Below are 18,390 nucleotides of genomic sequence, written 5' to 3'. Positions count from 1 at the left end.
CGCCGCGCTCCGCTCGTTCGGCCATCCTCGGCGGATGGAAACCCGATGGACTCCGATGGGCTGGGGGCTCCTGCCCGAAGCACGGCGCGCGCTGAGCCGCGTCATCCTCGAATTCGACCGTCTGCGCGACGAGACCGCGTGGGAGTGCGCGGCCGCCCGCGCGTACCGCGACGAGCTCGCTCAGCTGATCGGCCGGCTGGAGCAGGTGCGTGCGACGACGGACAGCCTCGAGCACGAGCTGCGCGCCCTGTGGCAGCGGGCGTTCACGGCGGTGGGGTGACGTGGGCGACCTCGAGATCCGCAGCGGCGGCGTCGTCGCGGTCGACACCGCCTCGCTGCGCGCGGCGGCCGACCGACTCCGTCGGCTCGGGCAGGAGCTCGACGACGTCGCGACGATGTACCGTCGCGCGGCGGCTCAGATGAACGCCGTGCCCGGCGCCGACACGATCTACGCCGACTCGCGCACGCTGTTCCTCCAGACCCGGGCTGCGGACGCGGGGGATTCGACGCGGGACCTCGGGGGAACGCTCACGGGCCTGGCGGCCGTGTACGAGGCGGTCGAGCTGCGCGCCGAGCGCGCGGCCGCCGAGGCGGCGGGAGACTCGGCGGCGATCCGGCGCATCGACGCGCGGCTGAGCGCCTTGGAGCACGATCACCCGTGGACGGGCCTCAAGGCTTCGTGGCAGCAGGGACTCTACGGCGCCCTGTGGTCGAGCGATCTGCTCCTCCAGACGCCCGCACTGTCGTGGCTGCTCACGCCGGCAGGTCCCCACGCGATGGCCGGGGCCGGAATTGCGGCGGCCGCGATGACGGGCCTGATCCGGGGAGAGCGTCTCGGCATCATCGAACGCGGCGAGCGGCTCACGGGAGTCGCGGACGCCGTGCGGGTCCGCGCGCTCCCGACGGCGGTCGGCCCGGTGGCCGCGCCCGAATCGCTCGCCGCGGCTGCGGCGCGGATCCCGTCCAGCGAGGCGGGGCGCGTGCGCGTCGAGCGCTACGCGATGCCCGACGGCTCGCGGTGGTTCGCCGTCTACGTCCGCGGCACGACCTCGGGCACGTGGGGCAAGACCGATGCGTTCGACGTCAAGTCGGACATCGAGCTCTACGGAGGGAAGCGGTCCGCGTCGTACGCCGCGACCCTCGCCGCTCTGCGGGACGCCGGCGCGAAGCCCGGTGACGTCGTCCATGCCTTCGGCCACTCGCAGGGCGCGATGATCGCGTCGTGGCTCGCCGTCGACGGCGGCTACGACACCCGGACGCTCGTGACCTTCGGGTCGCCCGTCGAAGCGGAGGTCGGGTCCGACACGCTGAGCGTCGCCGTCCGGCACACCGACGATCCCGTCGCGGGGCTCCAGGGCGGCGGGCTCGACACGCAGGTCGGGTCGGCGGGCAGCTTCGTCGCGGAGCGGCTGGTCGACCCGCTGCCGTCGCAAGCGGATGTCGAGTTCGGCGTCCACCACGTGACGGCGTATGAGGAGACGGCGGCGATGCTCGACGGGTCGTCCGATCCGCGGATGGACGGCGTGCGCCAGGTCTTCGAGGAGCTGGAGGGCGCAGCATCCGTCGAGGTGACCGAGTACTCGGCTGAGCGCGTCAGTCCATCAGGCGAGGACGGCCTCGTCAGTCCTTCCTGCGGGGACGGAGGATGATGCCCGCGACCCAGTTGATGATCGAGATGACGATGGCGGCCACGACACCCCACCAGAAGTCCTCGACCCGCAGGCCCCAGTTCCAGAAGCTCGTGAGCCACGCCGTGAGCCAAAGCAGGAACCCGTTGATGAGCAGGCCGATGAGGCCGAGCGTCAGGATGTACAGCGGGATCGAGATGATCTTGATGATCGTGCCGATGATCGTGTTCACGATCGCGAAGATCGCGGCCACGATCAGCAGCGTCAGGACGTACTGCAGGGTCTCGCCGGGCGGGAACGCGATGACGGTGACCTGCAGCGCAGGGATCAGCGTCACGACCCAGATGGCGAAGGCGTTGACGACGACGCGGATGAGGAAGCCCATGATGCGGTCAGTCTGGCACGCGCGCGGTCCGCACGACGAGGGTCTCGACGGCGCGCCGCCCGCACCGCGTCCCGACCGATCGCCATCCCGCCGCCCGCCGCCCGCTCGTAGACTCGGGACGTGACCGACGCCTCCGATATCCCCGTCCGCGTGCGTCCCGAGGTCGCCGCGCTGCCGCCCTACAAGCAGGGCCGCCAGGCGGGGCCCGACGCGTTCAAGCTGTCGAGCAACGAGAACCCCTTCGATCCGCTCCCCGGAGTCCTCGAGCGCGTCCGCGACGCCGCAGCCTTCAACCGCTATCCGGATGCCTCGGCCGCGCGCCTGCGCGCGCGCCTGGCCGAACGGTTCGGCGTGACGGACGACGGCGTGCACGTCGGGGCGGGCAGCGTCTCGATCCTCGCCCAGCTCATCCAGGCCACCGCGGGACCCGGAGACGAGGTCGTCTACGCCTGGCGCTCGTTCGAGGCCTATCCGTGGCTCGCGGTCGTCGCCGGCGCGACGGCCGTGCAGGTGCCGCTCGCGCCCGGCGCGCGCCACGACCTCGACGCGATGGCCGGCGCCATCACGGAGCGGACGCGCGCGATCATCGTGTGCACCCCGAACAACCCCACCGGGCCCATCGTGACGCAGGCCGAGTTCGACGCCTTCGTCAGCCGTGTCCCGGCCGACGTTCTCGTGATCCTGGACGAGGCCTACTCCGAGTTCGTGACGGATCCGGATGCCGTCAACGGCCTGCGCGAGCCCGGCGGGCACCCGCGGCCCAACGTCGTCGTCCTCCGCACGTTCTCGAAGGCCTTCGGCCTCGCCGGCCTCCGCGTCGGCTACGCGATCGGCCACCCGCGCGTCCTCGACGCGGCACGCTCGACCGCGATCCCGCTCTCCGTCACAGCCCAGGCCGAGGTCGCGGCGCTCGCGAGCCTCGACGCCGAGCCCGAGCTGCTCGAGCGCGTGCGCGTCATCGCGCAGCGCCGCGATGCGCTCGTGGCGGCGCTGCGCGACGAGGGGTGGGACGTCCCGGAAGCGCAGGGCAACTTCGTGTGGCTCCCCGCCGGCGCCGAGACCCTCGACATCGCCGAGCGCTTCGTCGAGGCGGGGCTCGTGGTCCGGCCGTTCGCGGGTGACGGCATCCGTATATCCGTCGGCGAGCATGAGTCAGTGGACAAGGTCCTACGGATCGCAGCATCCGTTGTGAAGACCCTCCCAGAAGGCCATCAGGGGCGAGCGGCTAGCGTAGAAAAGTGACCCCGACCGAAGCCTCGGTTCCTCCCCACGTCTCCACCTCCGCGGATCCCGCGGTGGTCCGGGTGCTCGCGGCCGACGGGACGCTCGCACCGACTCCCGCCGCCGAGCGGTACCTCGAGATCGTCGACGCACTGACGGATGCCGAGCTCGAGGGCTTCTATCGCGACATGGTCGTCATCCGTGCCTTCGACAGGCAGGCGACGAACCTCCAGCGCCAGGGCCAGCTCGCCCTGTGGCCGCCGAGCCACGGGCAGGAGGCCGCACAGGTCGGCTCCGTCCGCGCGGCCCGCTCGCAGGACCACGTCTTCCCGTCCTACCGCGAGCACGTCGTGGCCCGCATCCGCGGCGTGGACCCGATCGACATCATCCGCGTCATGCGCGGGCTGACGCACGGCGGATGGGACCCCACCGATCCCCGCAACGGCAACACGCACATCTACACGCTCGTGCTCGGCTCGCAGACCCTCCACGCGACGGGCTACGGCATGGGGCTCGTCTTCGACGGGCGATGCGGCACGGGCGACCTCGAACGCGACGAGGCCGTCATCGTCTACTACGGCGACGGCGCGTCGAGCCAGGGCGACGTGCACGAGGCGATGGTCTTCGCCGCGAGCTACCGCACGCCGCAGGTCTTCTTCCTGCAGAACAACCAGTGGGCCATCTCCGTGCCCGTCTCGACGCAGTCGCGCTCGCCGCTGTACAAGCGGGGCGAGGGGTACGGGATGCCGAGCATCCCCATCGACGGCAACGACGTCCTCGCGAGCTACGCCGTGACGAAGGTCGCGCTCGACGAGGCGCGAGCCGGCGGCGGCCCGCGTGCGATCGAGGCGCTGACGTACCGGATGGGCGCGCACACGACGAGCGACGACCCGACGAAGTACCGCACGTCGGACGAGGAGCAGTCGTGGGCCCGCCGCGACCCGATCGACCGCATGCGCGCGTTCCTGAAGACGCGCGGCGCCGCGGATTCGTTCTTCGCCGAGGTCGACGCCGAGGCCGAGGCCGTCGCCGAGGACGCGCGCGTGCGCACGACGCAGCTCGGCGACATCCCGACCGATGTCATGTTCGACCACGTGTACTCCGAGCCGCACCCGCTCATCGACGAGCAGAAGGCGGGCTTCGCCGACTACGAGGCATCGTTCGAGGAGGGCGCATCGTGACCACCGCCGACGCTTCGACCAGCTCAGCGACCGCGGCGCCCGCGACGGGCATCGAGACGCTGCCGTTCAGCCGCGCGCTCAACGCGGGCCTGCGCCGCGCGCTCGCCGAGAACGACCGGGTCCTGCTCATGGGCGAGGACATCGGGCCGCTCGGCGGTGTGTTCCGCGTCACGGAGGGGCTGCAGGCCGAGTTCGGCAAGAACCGCGTGCTCGACACGCCCCTCGCCGAATCCGGGATCGTCGGCACGGCGATCGGACTCGCGATGGCCGGCTTCCGGCCGGTCTGCGAGATCCAGTTCGACGGCTTCGTCTTCCCTGCGTTCGACCAGATCACGTCGCAGCTCGCGAAGCTCACGAACCGGCTCGAGGGTGCGATGCGGTTCCCCGTCGTCATCCGCATCCCGTACGGCGGGCACATCGGAGCCGTCGAGCATCACCAGGAGAGCCCCGAGGCGTACTTCACGCACACACCGGGCCTGCGCGTCGTGAGCCCGTCCACGCCGAACGACGCGTACTGGATGATCCAGGACTCGATCGCCTCGGACGACCCCGTCATCTTCCTCGAGCCCAAGAGCCGCTACTGGCCGAAGGGCGAGGTCGACACGACGGCCCGCGCGCTGCCGCTGCATGCATCGCGGCTCGTCCGCCGCGGCACCGACGTGACGCTCGTCGGGCACGGCGCGATCGTGTCGACGCTCCTCCAGGCGGCCGCGCTCGCCGAGTCCGAGGGCACGAGCTGCGAGGTCATCGACCTGCGCTCGCTCTCGCCCGTCGACTACGGCCCCATCCTCGACTCCGTCCGCCGCACGGGACGCATGGTCTACGCGCAGGAGGCGCCGGGCTTCACGAGCCTCGGGTCCGAGATCTCGGCGACCGTCATGGAGAAGGCCTTCTACGCCCTCGAGGCCCCCGTGCTTCGCGTGTCGGGCTACGACACTCCGTTCCCTCCGGCCAAGCTCGAGGGCAAGTACCTGCCCGACGCCGACCGCATCCTCGAGGCCGTCGACCGCGCTCTGGCCTACTGACCCCGACCCGCTCGCGAGAGGGCGAAAATGTACGCGACACGCCGTGCCTTGCGCACATTTCTGCCCTCTCGCGCACCGAGCGGGAGATAGGAGACCCGGATGAGCACTCAGACCTTCCTCCTCCCCGACGTCGGCGAGGGTCTCACCGAGGCCGAGATCGTCTCGTGGCGCGTCGCCCCGGGCGACGCCGTCGCCGTCAACGACGTCCTCGTCGAGATCGAGACCGCGAAGTCCCTCGTCGAGCTGCCGTCGCCCTTCGCCGGCACCGTGGGCGAGCTCCTGGCGACTGAAGGCGACACCGTCAACGTCGGCTCCCCGATCATCACGATCACCCCCAGGGCCGAGGGGACGGATGCCGCGCCCAGCGGCCCGTCCGTCGTGGGGCAGACCGAGCACGGCGCCCCCGCCGAGCCCGAGGGCGGTGCCGTGCTCGTGGGCTACGGCACGGGCGGACACGTCCAGTCGCGGCGTCGCAAGCCCGTCGTCACGGCGCACGAGCGTGTCGAGGCATCCGTCGGTGTCATCGCGAAGCCCCCGATCCGCAAGCTCGCGCGTGATCTGGGCGTCGACCTCGCCGCCGTCACGCCGAGCGGCGCCGCGGGCGAGGTGACCCGCGACGACGTCGTGAAGCACGCATCGCAGGCCAGCGTGTTCCGCAACATCGAGACGCCCGAATGGCCCGCCGTGCGCGAGGAGACGATCGCCGTCCCGGCACCTGCCCCGGCGCCCGCCGTCACGGCTCCGCGTCCTCCCGCCGAGACCGCCGCGGAGGCGACCGGCGAGCGCGAGGAGTCGATCCCCGTGCGGGGCGTCCGGAAGGCCACCGCGACCGCCATGACGAGCAGCGCGTACTCGGCGCCGCACGTCTCGGTGTGGACGGACGTCGATGCGACCCGCACGATGGAGCTCGTCCGCAGGCTCAAGTCCTCGCCGGACTTCGCCGACATCAAGGTCTCTCCGCTGCTCATCATGGCGCGCGCCGTCATCTGGGCGGTGCGACGCACGCCGATGGTCAACGCCGCCTGGATCGACACGGATCAGGGCGCCGAGATCAGCGTGCGCCACTACGTCAACCTCGGCATCGCCGCGGCGACACCGCGGGGCCTGCTCGTGCCCAACATCAAGGACGCGCAGGACCTCTCGCTGCGAGAGCTCGCCCGGGCCCTCGAGAAGCTCACCATCACGGCGCGCGACGGCAAGTCGACCGTCGCAGACCAGCACGGCGGCACGATCACGATCACCAACATCGGCGTGTTCGGCATGGACGCCGGTACCCCGATCATCAATCCGGGCGAGGCGGGCATCGTCGCGCTCGGGACGATCCGTCAGAAGCCGTGGGTGGTCGACGGCGAGGTGCGTCCCCGCTACGTCACGACGGTCGCCGGCTCGTTCGACCACCGCGTCGTCGACGGCGACGGGATGTCGCGCTTCATCGCCGACGTCGCCTCGATCCTCGAGGAGCCCGCCCTGCTCCTCGACTGATGACGCCGTCTTCGAGCCGGGCTGCCGACGCTCGCTGAGGCCTGACGGTGGCCCTTGCCGTGACCGCGGCGCGGTGCTACACCGGGTCTCGGATCGGCGCGGAGCCTGGGGGAGACTCGGGGCCGGCCACGAAGAGCCGAGGTGCGATGATGCCCTTCCAGCTGCGCCATGTCCTGGTCTTCGATGGGCTTCCCCCCGATCGCCTCACCAACGCCGATGGAAGCACCACCTTCACGATCTCGGTGGACGGGACCTTCGAGGTGCTGCACACAGGGGCGCTCACGCGGACCGTCGAGGCGTCATACCGTCGGCTCACGAGATTCCCCGACCCGGGCGGCGACCTGCCGGACGTCCCGACGGGGATCGACGGCCCCGGAGGAGGGCCAGGGGGGATCGGGGATCCGGGCTCCCCGCAGATCCCGGGCGGTGACAAGGGGTTCGACATCACCGAGTTCTCGATCCCGTGCACCCTCACGATCCGGGATCCCGACGGCAGGCCGTTCGCGGCGTCGGTCGTGACGCGCGCGGATCTGGATCGCTACCGAGACCGCCGGGGACTGCCCAAGGGCCGCTGGTCGTATCACCTGCGGGGCCGCACTCCGCCCATCCGGATCAACGAGTCGCTCGGCGATTCCCTCTCCGACGAGCAGGCCCGCTGGGAGGTGTCGCTCCTCGAGACGGTGCGCTCCGAGAGCGCGCCGTCCCTCGTGCCGAGGACGCCGATCCTCGCCCGGCGCGACTTCACGTTGGACCTGCACCGCGAGGGCATCTTCGAAGCCCGGATCGACGGCATCCTCTTCCTGACGCGCTGGTCGGGGAGCATGACCCTGCGGGATCCGAACGGCGTGGTCATGGGTCGCTCGACGTCAAGAGTCCTCACGGTCGACATTCCGCTGACGACTCTCGCCAAGTCGCGCGACGCCGCCGGCGCGCCGCGGATGTGGACGCTCTCGGTGGTTCCGGATGGTGCGGTCGATTTCGCCACCAGGGTCAGCGCGACGGTCCTCGGCCGCAGCCGGGTGACCACCGACGTCCTGCATGATCGGATCGAGGCCCTCCTCGGGCCCGACGGCGACTTCATCCAACTCGAAGGCCGCAACACCGCGACGCACGTCGAGGCGCGCATGACGATCACCGATCCGATCGCCGCCGAGACGATCGACATGTACGGCCTTCTGGACGGTCTCCTCAAGAAAGCCGGCACCTCCACCGACATCGTGACGGGGCGGCAGTTCACCGTATACCGCCGTCTGCGCGACCTCGGCCACGGCATCGAGCTGGACGTCTCGGGCTTCCGCCTGGAGAGCATCGAGCTGACGGTCGGCCACGGGAGGCTCCTCGGCGAGGAGACGCCCGCCGTGCGGCTCACGGTCCGCACGTCGGGCCGCGTACGGGTCGAATGGGAGGGCGTGAACCTCGCGTCGGCGAGACCGGACGGCGGCAGCATCACGGTCGAGATCGGCATTCGACTCGACCCCGACGGCACTCCGCGCCTCATCTCCGCGGTGAGCGACGAGGCGTTCGACGTCGACATCAGCACGTCGGCGATCATCACCGCGATCGCCTTGGCGGGGCTCGCCGGTGCGATCAGCGTCGCCGTCGTGGAGGAGCTCATCGAGGACGGCATCAACGGCGCTGTCGTGGATGCCGTGAAGGACTTCATCGACGACCCGACGCTCGCCCCCCGCATCCTGATGACGATCATGGGCGCGCACCTGCAGTACCGCCGGATCGGGTTCGACGGCGATCGCATCCTGTTCGAATACATCGCGCCCCTCGAGCCCGATCGGAAGCCGCGCCCCACCTGGAAGCAGGCACGCGGGCGCAGCCGGCAGCACATCGGTCCGGGAATGGTGCGCTTCATCCCTCCGCAGATCGGCGACACATGGAAGGCCGACAAGCTGCTCGAGAAGATCGACCACATCGTCGTCGTCATGATGGAGAACCGCTCGTACGACCACGTGCTCGGCTACCGCTCCCTGCCGGACGGCGGTGTCGCACCCGACGAGGCCAACGGACTCACCGACGACATCATCGCGGGACTGGAGAGCACCTCTGCCGACTTCACGGTCCGGCGGCTGCGCGACGCGCAGTTCCCGCTCAATCTCGCGGGCAAGCGGACAAGGCTCCCGCACGGCGTCGGGCACGAGGTGAAGGACGTCGACGAGCAGCTCGAGCGCCGCATCCAGACGCCGGGAGGGCGCACGATCAACGCCCCCGAGGGGTTCGTGAACAACTTCCGGAAGAAGAACGGGCTCAAGAACGAGCCGACGACGCCGGAGCCCACGCTCCCCGAGGACGTCCTGGGCTTCTACGACGAGCAGGATCTGCCGGTCTATGCGTTCCTCGCCGAGCACTACGGCTACGCCGACCGGTACTACTGCTCCCACCCGGGACCGACTCTTCCCAACCGCATGTACCTGCTGACCGGGGATGTCGACCACGACCGCTTCGACACGCCCATGCTCCACAACCACGAGGGCGACAACTTCCGGCTCTCGCGCCAGCCGACGGTCTATGACGAGCTCGAGAAGCTCGGCGTCTCGTGGCGGGTGTACGAATCCGCGCCCTCGGTGACGATGCTCCGCCTGTTCGCGCGCTACGCGACGGACGACGTGCGCATCCGTCCGCTCGACGACCTCGAGTCGGACGTCGCAGCGGGCGACCTGCCGTCGTTCACGTCCATCGAACCCGCGATGCACCACAGTCCGCAGGACGACGACCACCCGGATGCCGACATGTGGCGCGGGCAGCATTTCATCTGGCGGGTGTACACGGCGCTGCGGTCCAATCCCGCGCTCTGGCGGAAGACGCTGCTCATCATCACGTACGACGAGCACGGCGGGCTGTACGACCACGTGGTGCCTCCCGTCGCCGAGGTCCTCGTCGACGGTGCGCCGGATCTCATCGAGGGCGTAGGGTCCGCCACGACCGGCGGGTCCGGGACGACCGGCGGGTCCGGGACGACCGGCGGGTCCGGGACGACCGGCGGGTTCGTGGCACCCGGCGCCGCACCCGGCGGCTCGTTCACCACAGGCGGAGGGTCCGGTCTCGGCGTCTCAGGTGAGGGACCGGGCACGGCCACCGGCGGTCCCGGACGGACGGGATTGGGAGGGCGGATCCTGGATGCCGCACGACTGCCCCTCGACGGGGTGTTCGCACAGGACGAGGACGAGCCGGAGCCCGAGCCCATCGAGACCCTCATCCCGTACGGCCTGCGGGTGCCGACCTTCGTCGTGTCGCCGTGGGTCTCGCCGGGACGGGGACCACGCATCATCCTCGATCACTGCTCCATCACGAAGACCGTGCTCGCCCGGTTCGCGCAGGACCGCAGACCCTTCCTGAGCGAGCGCGTCACCGCGGCCAACAGCTTCGAGTCGTACCTCACGGAAGCCGAGCCCCGCCTCGACGTCCCTGCGCCGGACGAGCCGGAGGTCCTTCCCGCAACGGTACGGAGCCTGACCTGGCCCGGAGCCAGTCTCATCGACACTCCGCCCCTCACCCGGCGACGGATGAGGGAGGAAGGCGTCGACTATCACGACCTCTCGGGCTGGGTCGCTCGGATGCTGCTGGGGCGGTGAGCCGAAGCCCGGACCTTCGTTCACATCGAACGAAGGATCGAACGCGCCGCGGAGGTCAGCTCCGCGTGAGCAGCGACGCCGGCGCGAGCGTCCGCGGGCGGCGGGTCAGCAGCAGGAGCACGATGGCGGCGACGCCGCCGGCGGTGCCCGCGAGGAGGTCCGTCATGGAGTCCGTGTTGCCGTGCTGGGATGCCGTGCCGATGAGGATGTCGCTCGCGAACTCGCAGAGCTCCCACGCCGCCGCGAACGCCATCGGCGTGAGCAGGATCACCGTGAGCGAGAACCACATCGGCAGCCCGACGCCCGTGCGCTCCTCGGCGCGGCGGACCAGCAGCATCCCGAGCCACGCGAGCATGATCCCCGAGTAGAAATGGACGATCACGTCCCACAGCGGGAAGTACCAGTACACGTGCAGCGCGCTCCCGGCGAATGACCCGGCCGCGATGAAGACGAGATAGCTCAGCTGCAGGGTCCACGGCAGCGTCGTGCGGAACACGAGTTCGACGAGGAGCGGCGCCGCGTACGCGAAGACGAGCAGGAGCGTGAGCGGCAGCTCGACCTCGGCGCCCAGCATCCCCAGCGCGATCGCGACGACGATCGAGCCGACCTGGAACGGCAGCGCGAGCAGCGCCGAGGCGCGCAGGCGCTCGCGCAGGGTCGGGACGGATGCTGTTCCGCTCGTGCTCACGGTCATCCGTCTGCTCCTCCGCGGTTCGGGCGACCGCATGGCGAAACATTAGCCTCATGCTCCGGCCCCATCGAGGAGGCGGGCGTCAAGTTGAGAACGATTATCAGTACCGCTAGAGTCGGAGCATGACCTCCCGACGACTGTCCGTCGCTGCGCTGGCCGCGGCATCCGCCCTCCTGCTCGCGGGCTGCGCGAGCGGCGAGTCGACTGCCGCCGAGGACGACGGGCGCATCGACGTCGTCGCGTCGACGAACGTCTACGGGCAGCTCGCGGAGGAGATCGGCGGCGACCTCGTCGACGTGACGTCCATCATCACGTCGGGCGCGCAGGACCCGCACTCGTTCGAGCCGAGCGCGCAGGACCAGCTCGCGGTCGCCGAGGCCGACCTCGTGATCGAGAACGGCGGCGGCTACGACCCGTTCATCGACGGGCTCATCGAGGCGAGCGGCACGGAGGCGCAGGTCCTCACGGCCGTCGAGTTCTCGCACGAATGGCCCGGCGGTGCAGCCCATGACGACAGCGAGGGCGACCACGGCCACGAGCACGTCGAAGGCTTCAACGAGCACGTCTGGTACGACCCGACTGCGATGGCCGACCTCGTGCAGGGCATCGCGTCGAAGCTCATCGCGCTGAGCCCCGACGACGCGGACGCCTTCACGACGGCCGCGGATGCGCTCGCCGAGCAGATCACGGGGCTCGAGTCGTCCCTCGCCGACCTCGAGGCCGAGTACGCCGGCGACGACGTCTTCGTCACGGAGCCCGTGCCGCTGTACCTCCTCGAGGCGGCGGGTCTGTCCGACGTCACGCCTGCGGCCTTCGCCGAGGCGGTCGAGGAGGGACTGGATGTCGCTCCCGCCGTCCTGCTCGAATCCATCAAGCTCCTCGAGGGCGGCGATGTGCGCGTCGTGTTCGTCAATGCGCAGACGGGCGGCGCCGAGACCGAGCAGGTCGTCGACGAGGCGGAGGCGTCCGGCATCCCCGTCGTCGAGTTCGCCGAGACACTCCCCGAGGACCACACTTACATCTCGTGGATGCAGGAGAACATCGCGGCGATCCAGGACGCGCTCGAGCAGTGAGCGAGGCTCTGCTGCGGATCGAGGGGGCTTCGCTGCGCCGTGGTGAGCGGGAGCTGTGGGCGGGCCTGGACCTCACCGTCGCCCCGGGCGAGTTCATCGCCGTCCTGGGCCCGAGCGGTTCGGGCAAGACGACGCTCCTGCGCGCGATCCTGGGCCTCGAGCCGCTGACCTCCGGCACGATCACCGCCCTGGGCGCCCCCGTCCGCGCGAAGGGCAACCGCCGGATCGGCTACGTGCCGCAGTCGCGACCGCTCCCGCGCGAGACGTCGCTGCGGGGACGCGACCTGGTCGCGCTGGGCGTCGACGGCCACCGCTGGGGCCTGCCGATCACGCGGCGCGCCGACCGCGCGCGCGTCGACGCCCTCGTCCGCTCGGTCGGGGCCGAGCGCTTCGCCGACCAGCCCGTCGGGCTCCTCTCCGGCGGCGAGCAGCAGCGGCTGCGGATCGGGCAGGCGCTCGCGGACGAGCCGCGCCTCCTCCTGTGCGACGAGCCCCTCACGAGCCTCGACCTCGCCAACCAGCGCGCCGTCGTGTCGCTCATCGACAGCCACCGCAGGCGGACGGATGCCGCGGTCCTGTTCGTGACGCACGACGTCAACCCGGTCCTGTCCAGCGTCGACCGGATCCTCTACCTCGCCGGCGGGCGCTTCATGCTCGGGCGTCCCGAGGAGGTGCTCGACTCGAAGGTGCTGAGCGACCTCTACGGCGCACCCGTGTACGTGCTGCAGGCGGGCGGCCGGCTCGTCGTGGTCGGAGCGCCGGACGCGGAGGAGCAGCACCACCATCACGAGGACGAGGACGGCGATGCGGGGGCTCACGCATGAGCGGGGAGGAGATCTGGAACGCGATGTTCGGCGGTCTCCCCGTCTACGGCGAGATCCTCGCCCTTGTCTCGAACTCCGTGTGGGCCGGTGCCGTGCTCGGGCTCGTCGGCGGCCTCGTCGGCGTCTTCATCATGCAGCGCGACATGGCCTTCGCCGTCCACGGCATCAGCGAGCTCTCGTTCGCCGGCGCCGCCGCCGCGCTCCTGTTCGGCTTCGACGTCGTCACCGGCTCGATCGTCGGGTCGCTCGCGGCCGCGCTCCTCATCGGGTGGCTCGGCGCCCGCGCGCGCGACCGCAACTCGATCATCGGCGTGCTCATGCCGTTCGGCATGGGTCTCGGCATCCTGTTCCTCTCGCTGTATCCGGGCCGTTCCGCGAGCCAGTTCAGCCTGCTGACGGGCTCGATCGTGTCGGTGCAGAACGACCAGCTGGGCCTTCTCATCGTCATCAGCGCCGCCGCGTTCCTGGCCCTCGTCCTGATGTGGCGGCCGCTGCGCTTCGACTCGCTCGACCCCATGTCGGCGGCGGCGCGCGGCGTGCCGACGACGACGATCTCGCTCGCCTTCATGGTCGTGCTCGGCCTCATCGTCGCCGTCAGCGTCCACATCATCGGCGCGCTCCTCGTCATGGCCCTCCTCGTCACGCCCGCCGCCGCCGCGATGCGCGTCGCGTCAGGGCCGGTCTCGGTGCCCGTCCTGTCGGCGGTCTTCGGCTTCGTCTCGGCGGTGGGCGGCATCCTCATCGCGATCGCCGGCACCCTGCCGGTGAGCCCGTACATCACGACGATCTCGTTCCTCATCTACGTCGTGTGCCGCCTCGTCGGCGGGCGGCGCGGACGCGTCGAGCGGGCGCGGGGAGAGGCATCCGGACTGCCTGCGGCGACCGGTCCCGCCCAGGCCGCTCCCATGGCCCGCGGGTAGACTCCGGCCATGGTCGTGCAGCGGAACACGTGGCAGCGGGAGCGGGTGCGCGAGGCGCTCGCCGACGCCCGCGGCTTCGTGAGCGCGCAGAGCCTGCACGCGACGCTGCGCGACGAGAACACGGGCATCGGCCTGGCGACGGTCTATCGCGCGCTCGCGGGACTCGCGGCTCAGGGCGACGCCGACTCGTTGCAGAGCCCCGAAGGCGAGAGCCTCTACCGCGCGTGCGCGACCCGCGGCCACCACCACCACCTCATCTGCCGCTCGTGCGGACTCGCCGTCGAGATCGAGGCGACGGATGTCGAGCAGTGGGCGCGTGCGACGGCCGCCGCGAACGGCTTCATCGAGGCGGAGCACGTCGTCGACATCTTCGGGCTGTGCGCCTCGTGCGCGGCCGCTCGAGCGAGCGAGCGTGACGCGGACTGAGCCGCCGGCGGTCGCCGCACGCCCCCGCACGGGCCGCGCGATCGTCTGGCTGCTGATCGGCGCCGCCCTCATCGGGCTGCTCTTCGCGATCGACGCGTTCGCCCCGTCGCTCTACGCGGTGGAGCTGCCGACGCGCGTGCAGGACGGTCTGACCCTCGCCCTGAGCGTCCTCATCGAGTCGCTCCCGTTCGTCGTGCTCGGCGTCGTCCTGTCCATCGTCGTGCAGGTCTGGGTGCCGCCCGGCGTGCTGGAGCGATGGATGCCGCGCCGCGCGTGGGCGCGACGTGCGGTCCTGTCGCTCCTGGGCATGGTCGTGCCGGTGTGCGAGTGCGGCAACGTCCCCTTCGCGCGCGGTCTCCTGATGCGCGGGTTCACGGTTCCCGAGACGCTCACGTTCCTCATCGCGGCGCCGATCGTGAACCCCATCGTCATCATCACGACGCACCAGGCGTTCGGGTTCGACGACGGCATCCTCATCGCGCGACTGCTCGGCGGCTACGCGATCGCCAACCTCATCGGCTGGCTGTACAGCCGGCATCCCGACCCCGACGCCCTGCTGACCGACCGTTTCAAGGCGACGTGCGACGTCGTGCTGCACGAGCCCGGCGGCCGGGGCCGGCGCAGCCTCGCGCAGTTCGTCGTCGAGCTGCGCGCCGTCCTGCCCGCGCTCGTCGTGGGCTCGGCGCTCGCCGGAGCCGTCCAGGTGCTCATCCCGCGCGACGCGCTCCTCGCGATCGGGTCGGACCCGGCGCTCTCGATCATCGCGATGATGGTCCTGGCGATGGTCGTCTCGATCTGCTCCAACGTCGACGCGTTCTTCGCGCTGTCGTTCGCCTCGACGTTCACGCCGGGATCGATCGTCGCGTTCCTCCTGGTCGGCCCGCTCGTCGACGTCAAGATGCTCGCCCTCCTGCGCACGACCTTCACGACCCGCGTCCTCGTCGGACTCGTCGTCGTCGTGGTCCTCTCGGCGTTCGCGATCGGGACGGCGGTGAATCTCCTTGTCTAGATCCCGCTCCCTGGTGAACCGCTGGCTCGGTGTCGGGCTCGCGGCGGTCCTGGCCGCCATGACCCTGACCCTCGCGGCGACGGGCCGGCTCGGCCTGTACCTCAACCCGGACTCGACGTGGTTCGCGGTCGCGATGGCGGTCGTGGTGCTCATCGGCGCGATCCTGACCTTCGCGCTCCCGCTGGGCGCCGAGGACGAGCACGGACACGACCACGGCACCCACCGGCGACGGCCGATCGGGGCCGCGGTGACGGCGATCGGCGGGATCGCGGCATCCGTCCTGGTCCTCACGGCGCTCGTCACACCGCCGGCTTCGCTGTCGGCCGAGCTCGCGATGTCGCGCGACATCGACGCGCCGCCCCTGTTCGCGGGAGCGGATGCTGTCGCCCTCGCCACGACGGGAGACACGGCGTCCTTCGGCGTCGGCGAGTGGGCGACGGTCTTCGCGACCTCGACGAACCCCGACGCCTATGACGGAGATCCCGTGACGCTCACGGGCTTCGTGACGCCCGGCGACACGAGCTTCGACCTCACGCGCCTGGTCATCACGCACTGCGTCATCGACGCGCAGCCGGCGAGCATCCCGGTCGAGGCGGGTGAGGCCGCTCCCGACACCGGGCAATGGGTCGAGATCACCGGCACCGTGCGTGCGAGCGCCGACGGACAGCTGTCGATCGTCGCCGAGAGCATCGAGCGCATCGACGAGCCGGGTGATCCGTATGAGTACTGAGCCTGCGAATGTGTACTGACCCCTTATGAGTACTGACACTCCCGCGGGCGGCGCCGCGCCGGCGACGCGGCGCGCGCAGTCCCGCAAGCGCCGCGGCCGCGCCTTCTCGCTCGCCTTCGCCGGTGTCGTGGCGGCGCTCGCGGTGGTCGGCGTCGCGGGTGCCGCCGCGATGACGGCGCAGGGTCCGCGTGTCACCGACGTGCAGGTGGATCCCGCGGCGGCGGCTGCGGCATCCGGCGCCCGTCTGATCGTGACGATGTCGCAGGCGCTGCGGGAGGTCGACCCTACGCAAGTGACGGTCACCCCCGCGACGCCCTTCGCCGTCGACACGTCGGGGCGCAGCGTCGGGATCCGCTTCGCCAATCCGCTGTGGGACGACACCGAGTACACCGTCCGGATCGAAGACGTCGAGAGCGTCGGCGGCGGGCCCGCCACGACGATCGAGCAGACGTTCCGCACGGGCGCCGCCGAGCTCTTCCTGCTGCAGCGCGGCGAGGACGAGGACACGATCTTCCGCACCGACCTGACGGGCGAGAAGGCCGTACCGGTGTTCCGGCACGCGCACATCGAGGACTTCCGGGCGACGGCGTCGCACCTCGTCGTCTCGGTGCGCGGCGAAGGCGACGGATCGGGCGGCGGCTCGGACGCCTTCGGCCCCGCCGAGCTCATCGTGGCGGACCTCGACGGCACGGATCAGCGCAGCCTGCCGCTGCCTGGCGAGGGCTCGATCACGAACCTGCAGAGCGCCGACCGCGGTGAGCTCATCGGCTACACCTTCACCGACGACTCGCTCAGCGCCGAGGGCGGTCGCGAGAGCATCCTCTTCACGCTGTCGCTCAAGCAGCCCGACGCCGAGCCTGAGCCCCTCGACGTCGACGGCGCCGACAGCCGCGTCGTGCAATGGCGATTCGTGCCCGACACCGACCGTGTGCTGTTCGTCGGCTTCGACGGCACGCTGTGGCTGAGCGACACGACCGGTGCGGACGCCGCGGCCCTCGGAACCGCCCTCACCCTCGACGACGTCACGGCGTCGACCGCTGTCGTGGACCGGGCGGACGGGCCCGTCCTGCTCGACCTCACCGACGGCACCGAGGCGCCGCTCGTCAGCGCCGACGCCGACTACGGTCAGCTGCGCGCCGTCCAGAGCGTGCCCGGCGGCGGCACACTGCGTCTCTACGCGGTCCTGGACGACAACGGCCTCCCGGCCGATTCCGTCGTCGTCTTCGTCGGCGACGACGGCACGTCGAACATCGTCCAGGAGGTGCCCGCTTCGGACGCCCTCATCCGCACGTGCGTCTCGCCGAGCGGGCGCTACGCCTCGAGCGTCATCGCACCGGACATCGTCGAGAATTCCTACGACACCTACCTGCTGCCGATGCCGGAGCGGTCCGAGACCCACATCGTCGAGCTCGCCACCGGCGAAGAGGTCGTCGCGCTCGCCGGGTTCGACAGCTCGTGGTGCAGGGTGCCTCCGCAGTGATGCACGGCGTGCGGCCCGCGCGCCGCGAGGATCTCGTCGGCCTTCCCGCCGACGTCGCGCCGCTCCTGCTCGGCGGCGTCCTCCGCGCGACGGTGGGCGGCGAGACCGTCGCGGTGAGACTCACCGAGGTCGAGGCGTACCACGGTCTCGGCACCGGTCCCATGCCCGACCCCGGCTCGCACGCCCGCATGGGCCCCACGGCCCGCAATGCCACGATGTGGGGCGAGCCCGGCCACCTGTACGTCTACCTCAGCCACGGCATCCACTCGTGCGTCAACGTCGTGTGCGGTCCCGACGGCGTCGCCGGCGGAATCCTCCTGCGTGCCGGCGAGATCGTGGAGGGAACGGATGCTGCGCGCGGCCGCCGCCCGGCGGCCCGCGCGGATCGCGACCTCGCCCGCGGGCCCGGACGTCTCGGCGACGCGCTGGGTCTGCGCCACCCGCTCCACGACGGGATCGACGCGATCACGGGCGAGGTGAGGCACGGCGCCGTCGCGCGGCTCGAACTGCGCGCCGAGCCGCTGGTCGACATCGCGACGGGGCCCCGCGTCGGGGTCGCGGGAGCCGCGGGAACCGCCGCGTTCCCGTGGCGGTTCTGGATCACGGGCGATCCGACGGTCTCGGCCTTCCGCTGGGGACGGGGCGCGGGTCCCGACCGCTGAGCTCGCTTCGGGGCGGAAACAGGTCAACCACGCGGAAACAGGACGATCGCCGCGGACTGGACCTGTCGTGGC

Annotated in this window: 17 protein-coding genes; 15 read left to right on the top strand and 2 right to left on the bottom strand. The window is 71.0% G+C overall.

From position 1 onward, the window contains the following. Positions 1-34 precede the first annotated feature (34 nt). The gene (locus tag ABZ477_RS15920; protein ID WP_360135179.1) at positions 35-280 is read left to right on the top strand and encodes a hypothetical protein; all 246 of its coding nucleotides are present in this window, start codon (positions 35-37) and stop codon (positions 278-280) included. Position 281: 1 nt separating this feature from the next. Next, positions 282-1,649 (top strand): hypothetical protein, encoded by a 1,368-nt coding sequence (locus ABZ477_RS15915; RefSeq protein ID WP_360135177.1) that lies wholly within the window; start codon positions 282-284, stop codon positions 1,647-1,649. Here the strand turns inward: ABZ477_RS15915 and ABZ477_RS15910 are convergent. Further along, positions 1,621-2,013 (bottom strand): phage holin family protein, encoded by a 393-nt coding sequence (locus ABZ477_RS15910; protein ID WP_360135175.1) that lies wholly within the window; start codon positions 2,011-2,013, stop codon positions 1,621-1,623. The two genes, ABZ477_RS15915 and ABZ477_RS15910, sit on opposite strands and share 29 nt — an antisense overlap. Positions 2,014-2,133: 120 nt before the next feature. Between ABZ477_RS15910 and ABZ477_RS15905 the strand changes: the two genes are divergently transcribed. The 5 genes from ABZ477_RS15905 (at position 2,134) to ABZ477_RS15885 (ending at position 10,503) form a co-directional block, all read left to right on the top strand. Further along, the gene (locus ABZ477_RS15905) at positions 2,134-3,255 is read left to right on the top strand and encodes a histidinol-phosphate transaminase (RefSeq protein ID WP_360135173.1); all 1,122 of its coding nucleotides are present in this window, start codon (positions 2,134-2,136) and stop codon (positions 3,253-3,255) included. Then, positions 3,252-4,415 carry a thiamine pyrophosphate-dependent dehydrogenase E1 component subunit alpha gene (locus ABZ477_RS15900; RefSeq protein ID WP_360135171.1) on the top strand — a complete coding sequence of 388 codons (1,164 nt, stop codon included), beginning with the start codon at positions 3,252-3,254 and terminating at the stop codon, positions 4,413-4,415. The genes ABZ477_RS15905 and ABZ477_RS15900 overlap by 4 nt, the downstream gene beginning before the upstream one ends. Positions 4,416-4,465: 50 nt before the next feature. After that, a complete protein-coding gene (locus tag ABZ477_RS15895) occupies positions 4,466-5,440 on the top strand; it encodes an alpha-ketoacid dehydrogenase subunit beta (protein WP_360135383.1) in 975 nt (324 codons plus the stop codon). 99 nt (positions 5,441-5,539) lie between these two features. Further along, positions 5,540-6,922: a dihydrolipoamide acetyltransferase family protein gene (locus ABZ477_RS15890; RefSeq protein ID WP_360135169.1), complete on the top strand. Its 1,383-nt coding sequence runs from the start codon at positions 5,540-5,542 to the stop codon at positions 6,920-6,922. 146 nt (positions 6,923-7,068) lie between these two features. Further along, positions 7,069-10,503 (top strand): alkaline phosphatase family protein, encoded by a 3,435-nt coding sequence (locus tag ABZ477_RS15885; protein WP_360135167.1) that lies wholly within the window; start codon positions 7,069-7,071, stop codon positions 10,501-10,503. Positions 10,504-10,558: 55 nt separating this feature from the next. Here ABZ477_RS15885 and ABZ477_RS15880 read toward each other — a convergent pair whose 3' ends face one another. Further along, positions 10,559-11,197 carry a hypothetical protein gene (locus ABZ477_RS15880; RefSeq protein ID WP_360135165.1) on the bottom strand — a complete coding sequence of 213 codons (639 nt, stop codon included), beginning with the start codon at positions 11,195-11,197 and terminating at the stop codon, positions 10,559-10,561. A gap of 119 nt (positions 11,198-11,316) precedes the next feature. Between ABZ477_RS15880 and ABZ477_RS15875 the strand changes: the two genes are divergently transcribed. The 8 genes from ABZ477_RS15875 (at position 11,317) to ABZ477_RS15840 (ending at position 18,318) form a co-directional block, all read left to right on the top strand. Then, positions 11,317-12,267: a zinc ABC transporter substrate-binding protein gene (locus ABZ477_RS15875; protein ID WP_360135163.1), complete on the top strand. Its 951-nt coding sequence runs from the start codon at positions 11,317-11,319 to the stop codon at positions 12,265-12,267. After that, positions 12,264-13,091 carry an ATP-binding cassette domain-containing protein gene (locus ABZ477_RS15870; RefSeq protein ID WP_360135161.1) on the top strand — a complete coding sequence of 276 codons (828 nt, stop codon included), beginning with the start codon at positions 12,264-12,266 and terminating at the stop codon, positions 13,089-13,091. Before ABZ477_RS15875 ends, ABZ477_RS15870 begins: the two co-directional genes overlap by 4 nt. Continuing rightward, positions 13,088-14,011: a metal ABC transporter permease gene (locus ABZ477_RS15865; protein ID WP_360135159.1), complete on the top strand. Its 924-nt coding sequence runs from the start codon at positions 13,088-13,090 to the stop codon at positions 14,009-14,011. The genes ABZ477_RS15870 and ABZ477_RS15865 overlap by 4 nt, the downstream gene beginning before the upstream one ends. Before the next feature lie 9 nt (positions 14,012-14,020). After that, positions 14,021-14,437, top strand: a complete 417-nt coding sequence (locus ABZ477_RS15860) for a transcriptional repressor (protein WP_360135157.1) — start codon at positions 14,021-14,023, stop codon at positions 14,435-14,437. 70 nt (positions 14,438-14,507) lie between these two features. Beyond that, the gene (locus ABZ477_RS15855) at positions 14,508-15,446 is read left to right on the top strand and encodes a permease (protein ID WP_360135381.1); all 939 of its coding nucleotides are present in this window, start codon (positions 14,508-14,510) and stop codon (positions 15,444-15,446) included. Positions 15,447-15,459: 13 nt separating this feature from the next. Next, positions 15,460-16,176 (top strand): TIGR03943 family protein, encoded by a 717-nt coding sequence (locus ABZ477_RS15850; protein WP_360135155.1) that lies wholly within the window; start codon positions 15,460-15,462, stop codon positions 16,174-16,176. Positions 16,177-16,201: 25 nt separating this feature from the next. Beyond that, positions 16,202-17,656: a hypothetical protein gene (locus ABZ477_RS15845; protein WP_360135153.1), complete on the top strand. Its 1,455-nt coding sequence runs from the start codon at positions 16,202-16,204 to the stop codon at positions 17,654-17,656. Beyond that, a complete protein-coding gene (locus ABZ477_RS15840) occupies positions 17,656-18,318 on the top strand; it encodes a DNA-3-methyladenine glycosylase (RefSeq protein WP_360135379.1) in 663 nt (220 codons plus the stop codon). Before ABZ477_RS15845 ends, ABZ477_RS15840 begins: the two co-directional genes overlap by 1 nt. Positions 18,319-18,390: the final 72 nt, after the last annotated feature.

This window comes from Microbacterium sp. NPDC019599 (genome assembly GCF_040632175.1).
In the GTDB taxonomy this organism is placed as follows: Bacteria; Actinomycetota; Actinomycetes; order Actinomycetales; family Microbacteriaceae; genus Microbacterium.
The sequence above is the reverse complement of the archived record's forward strand: the minus strand, read 5'-3'. Positions and strand labels throughout refer to the sequence as shown.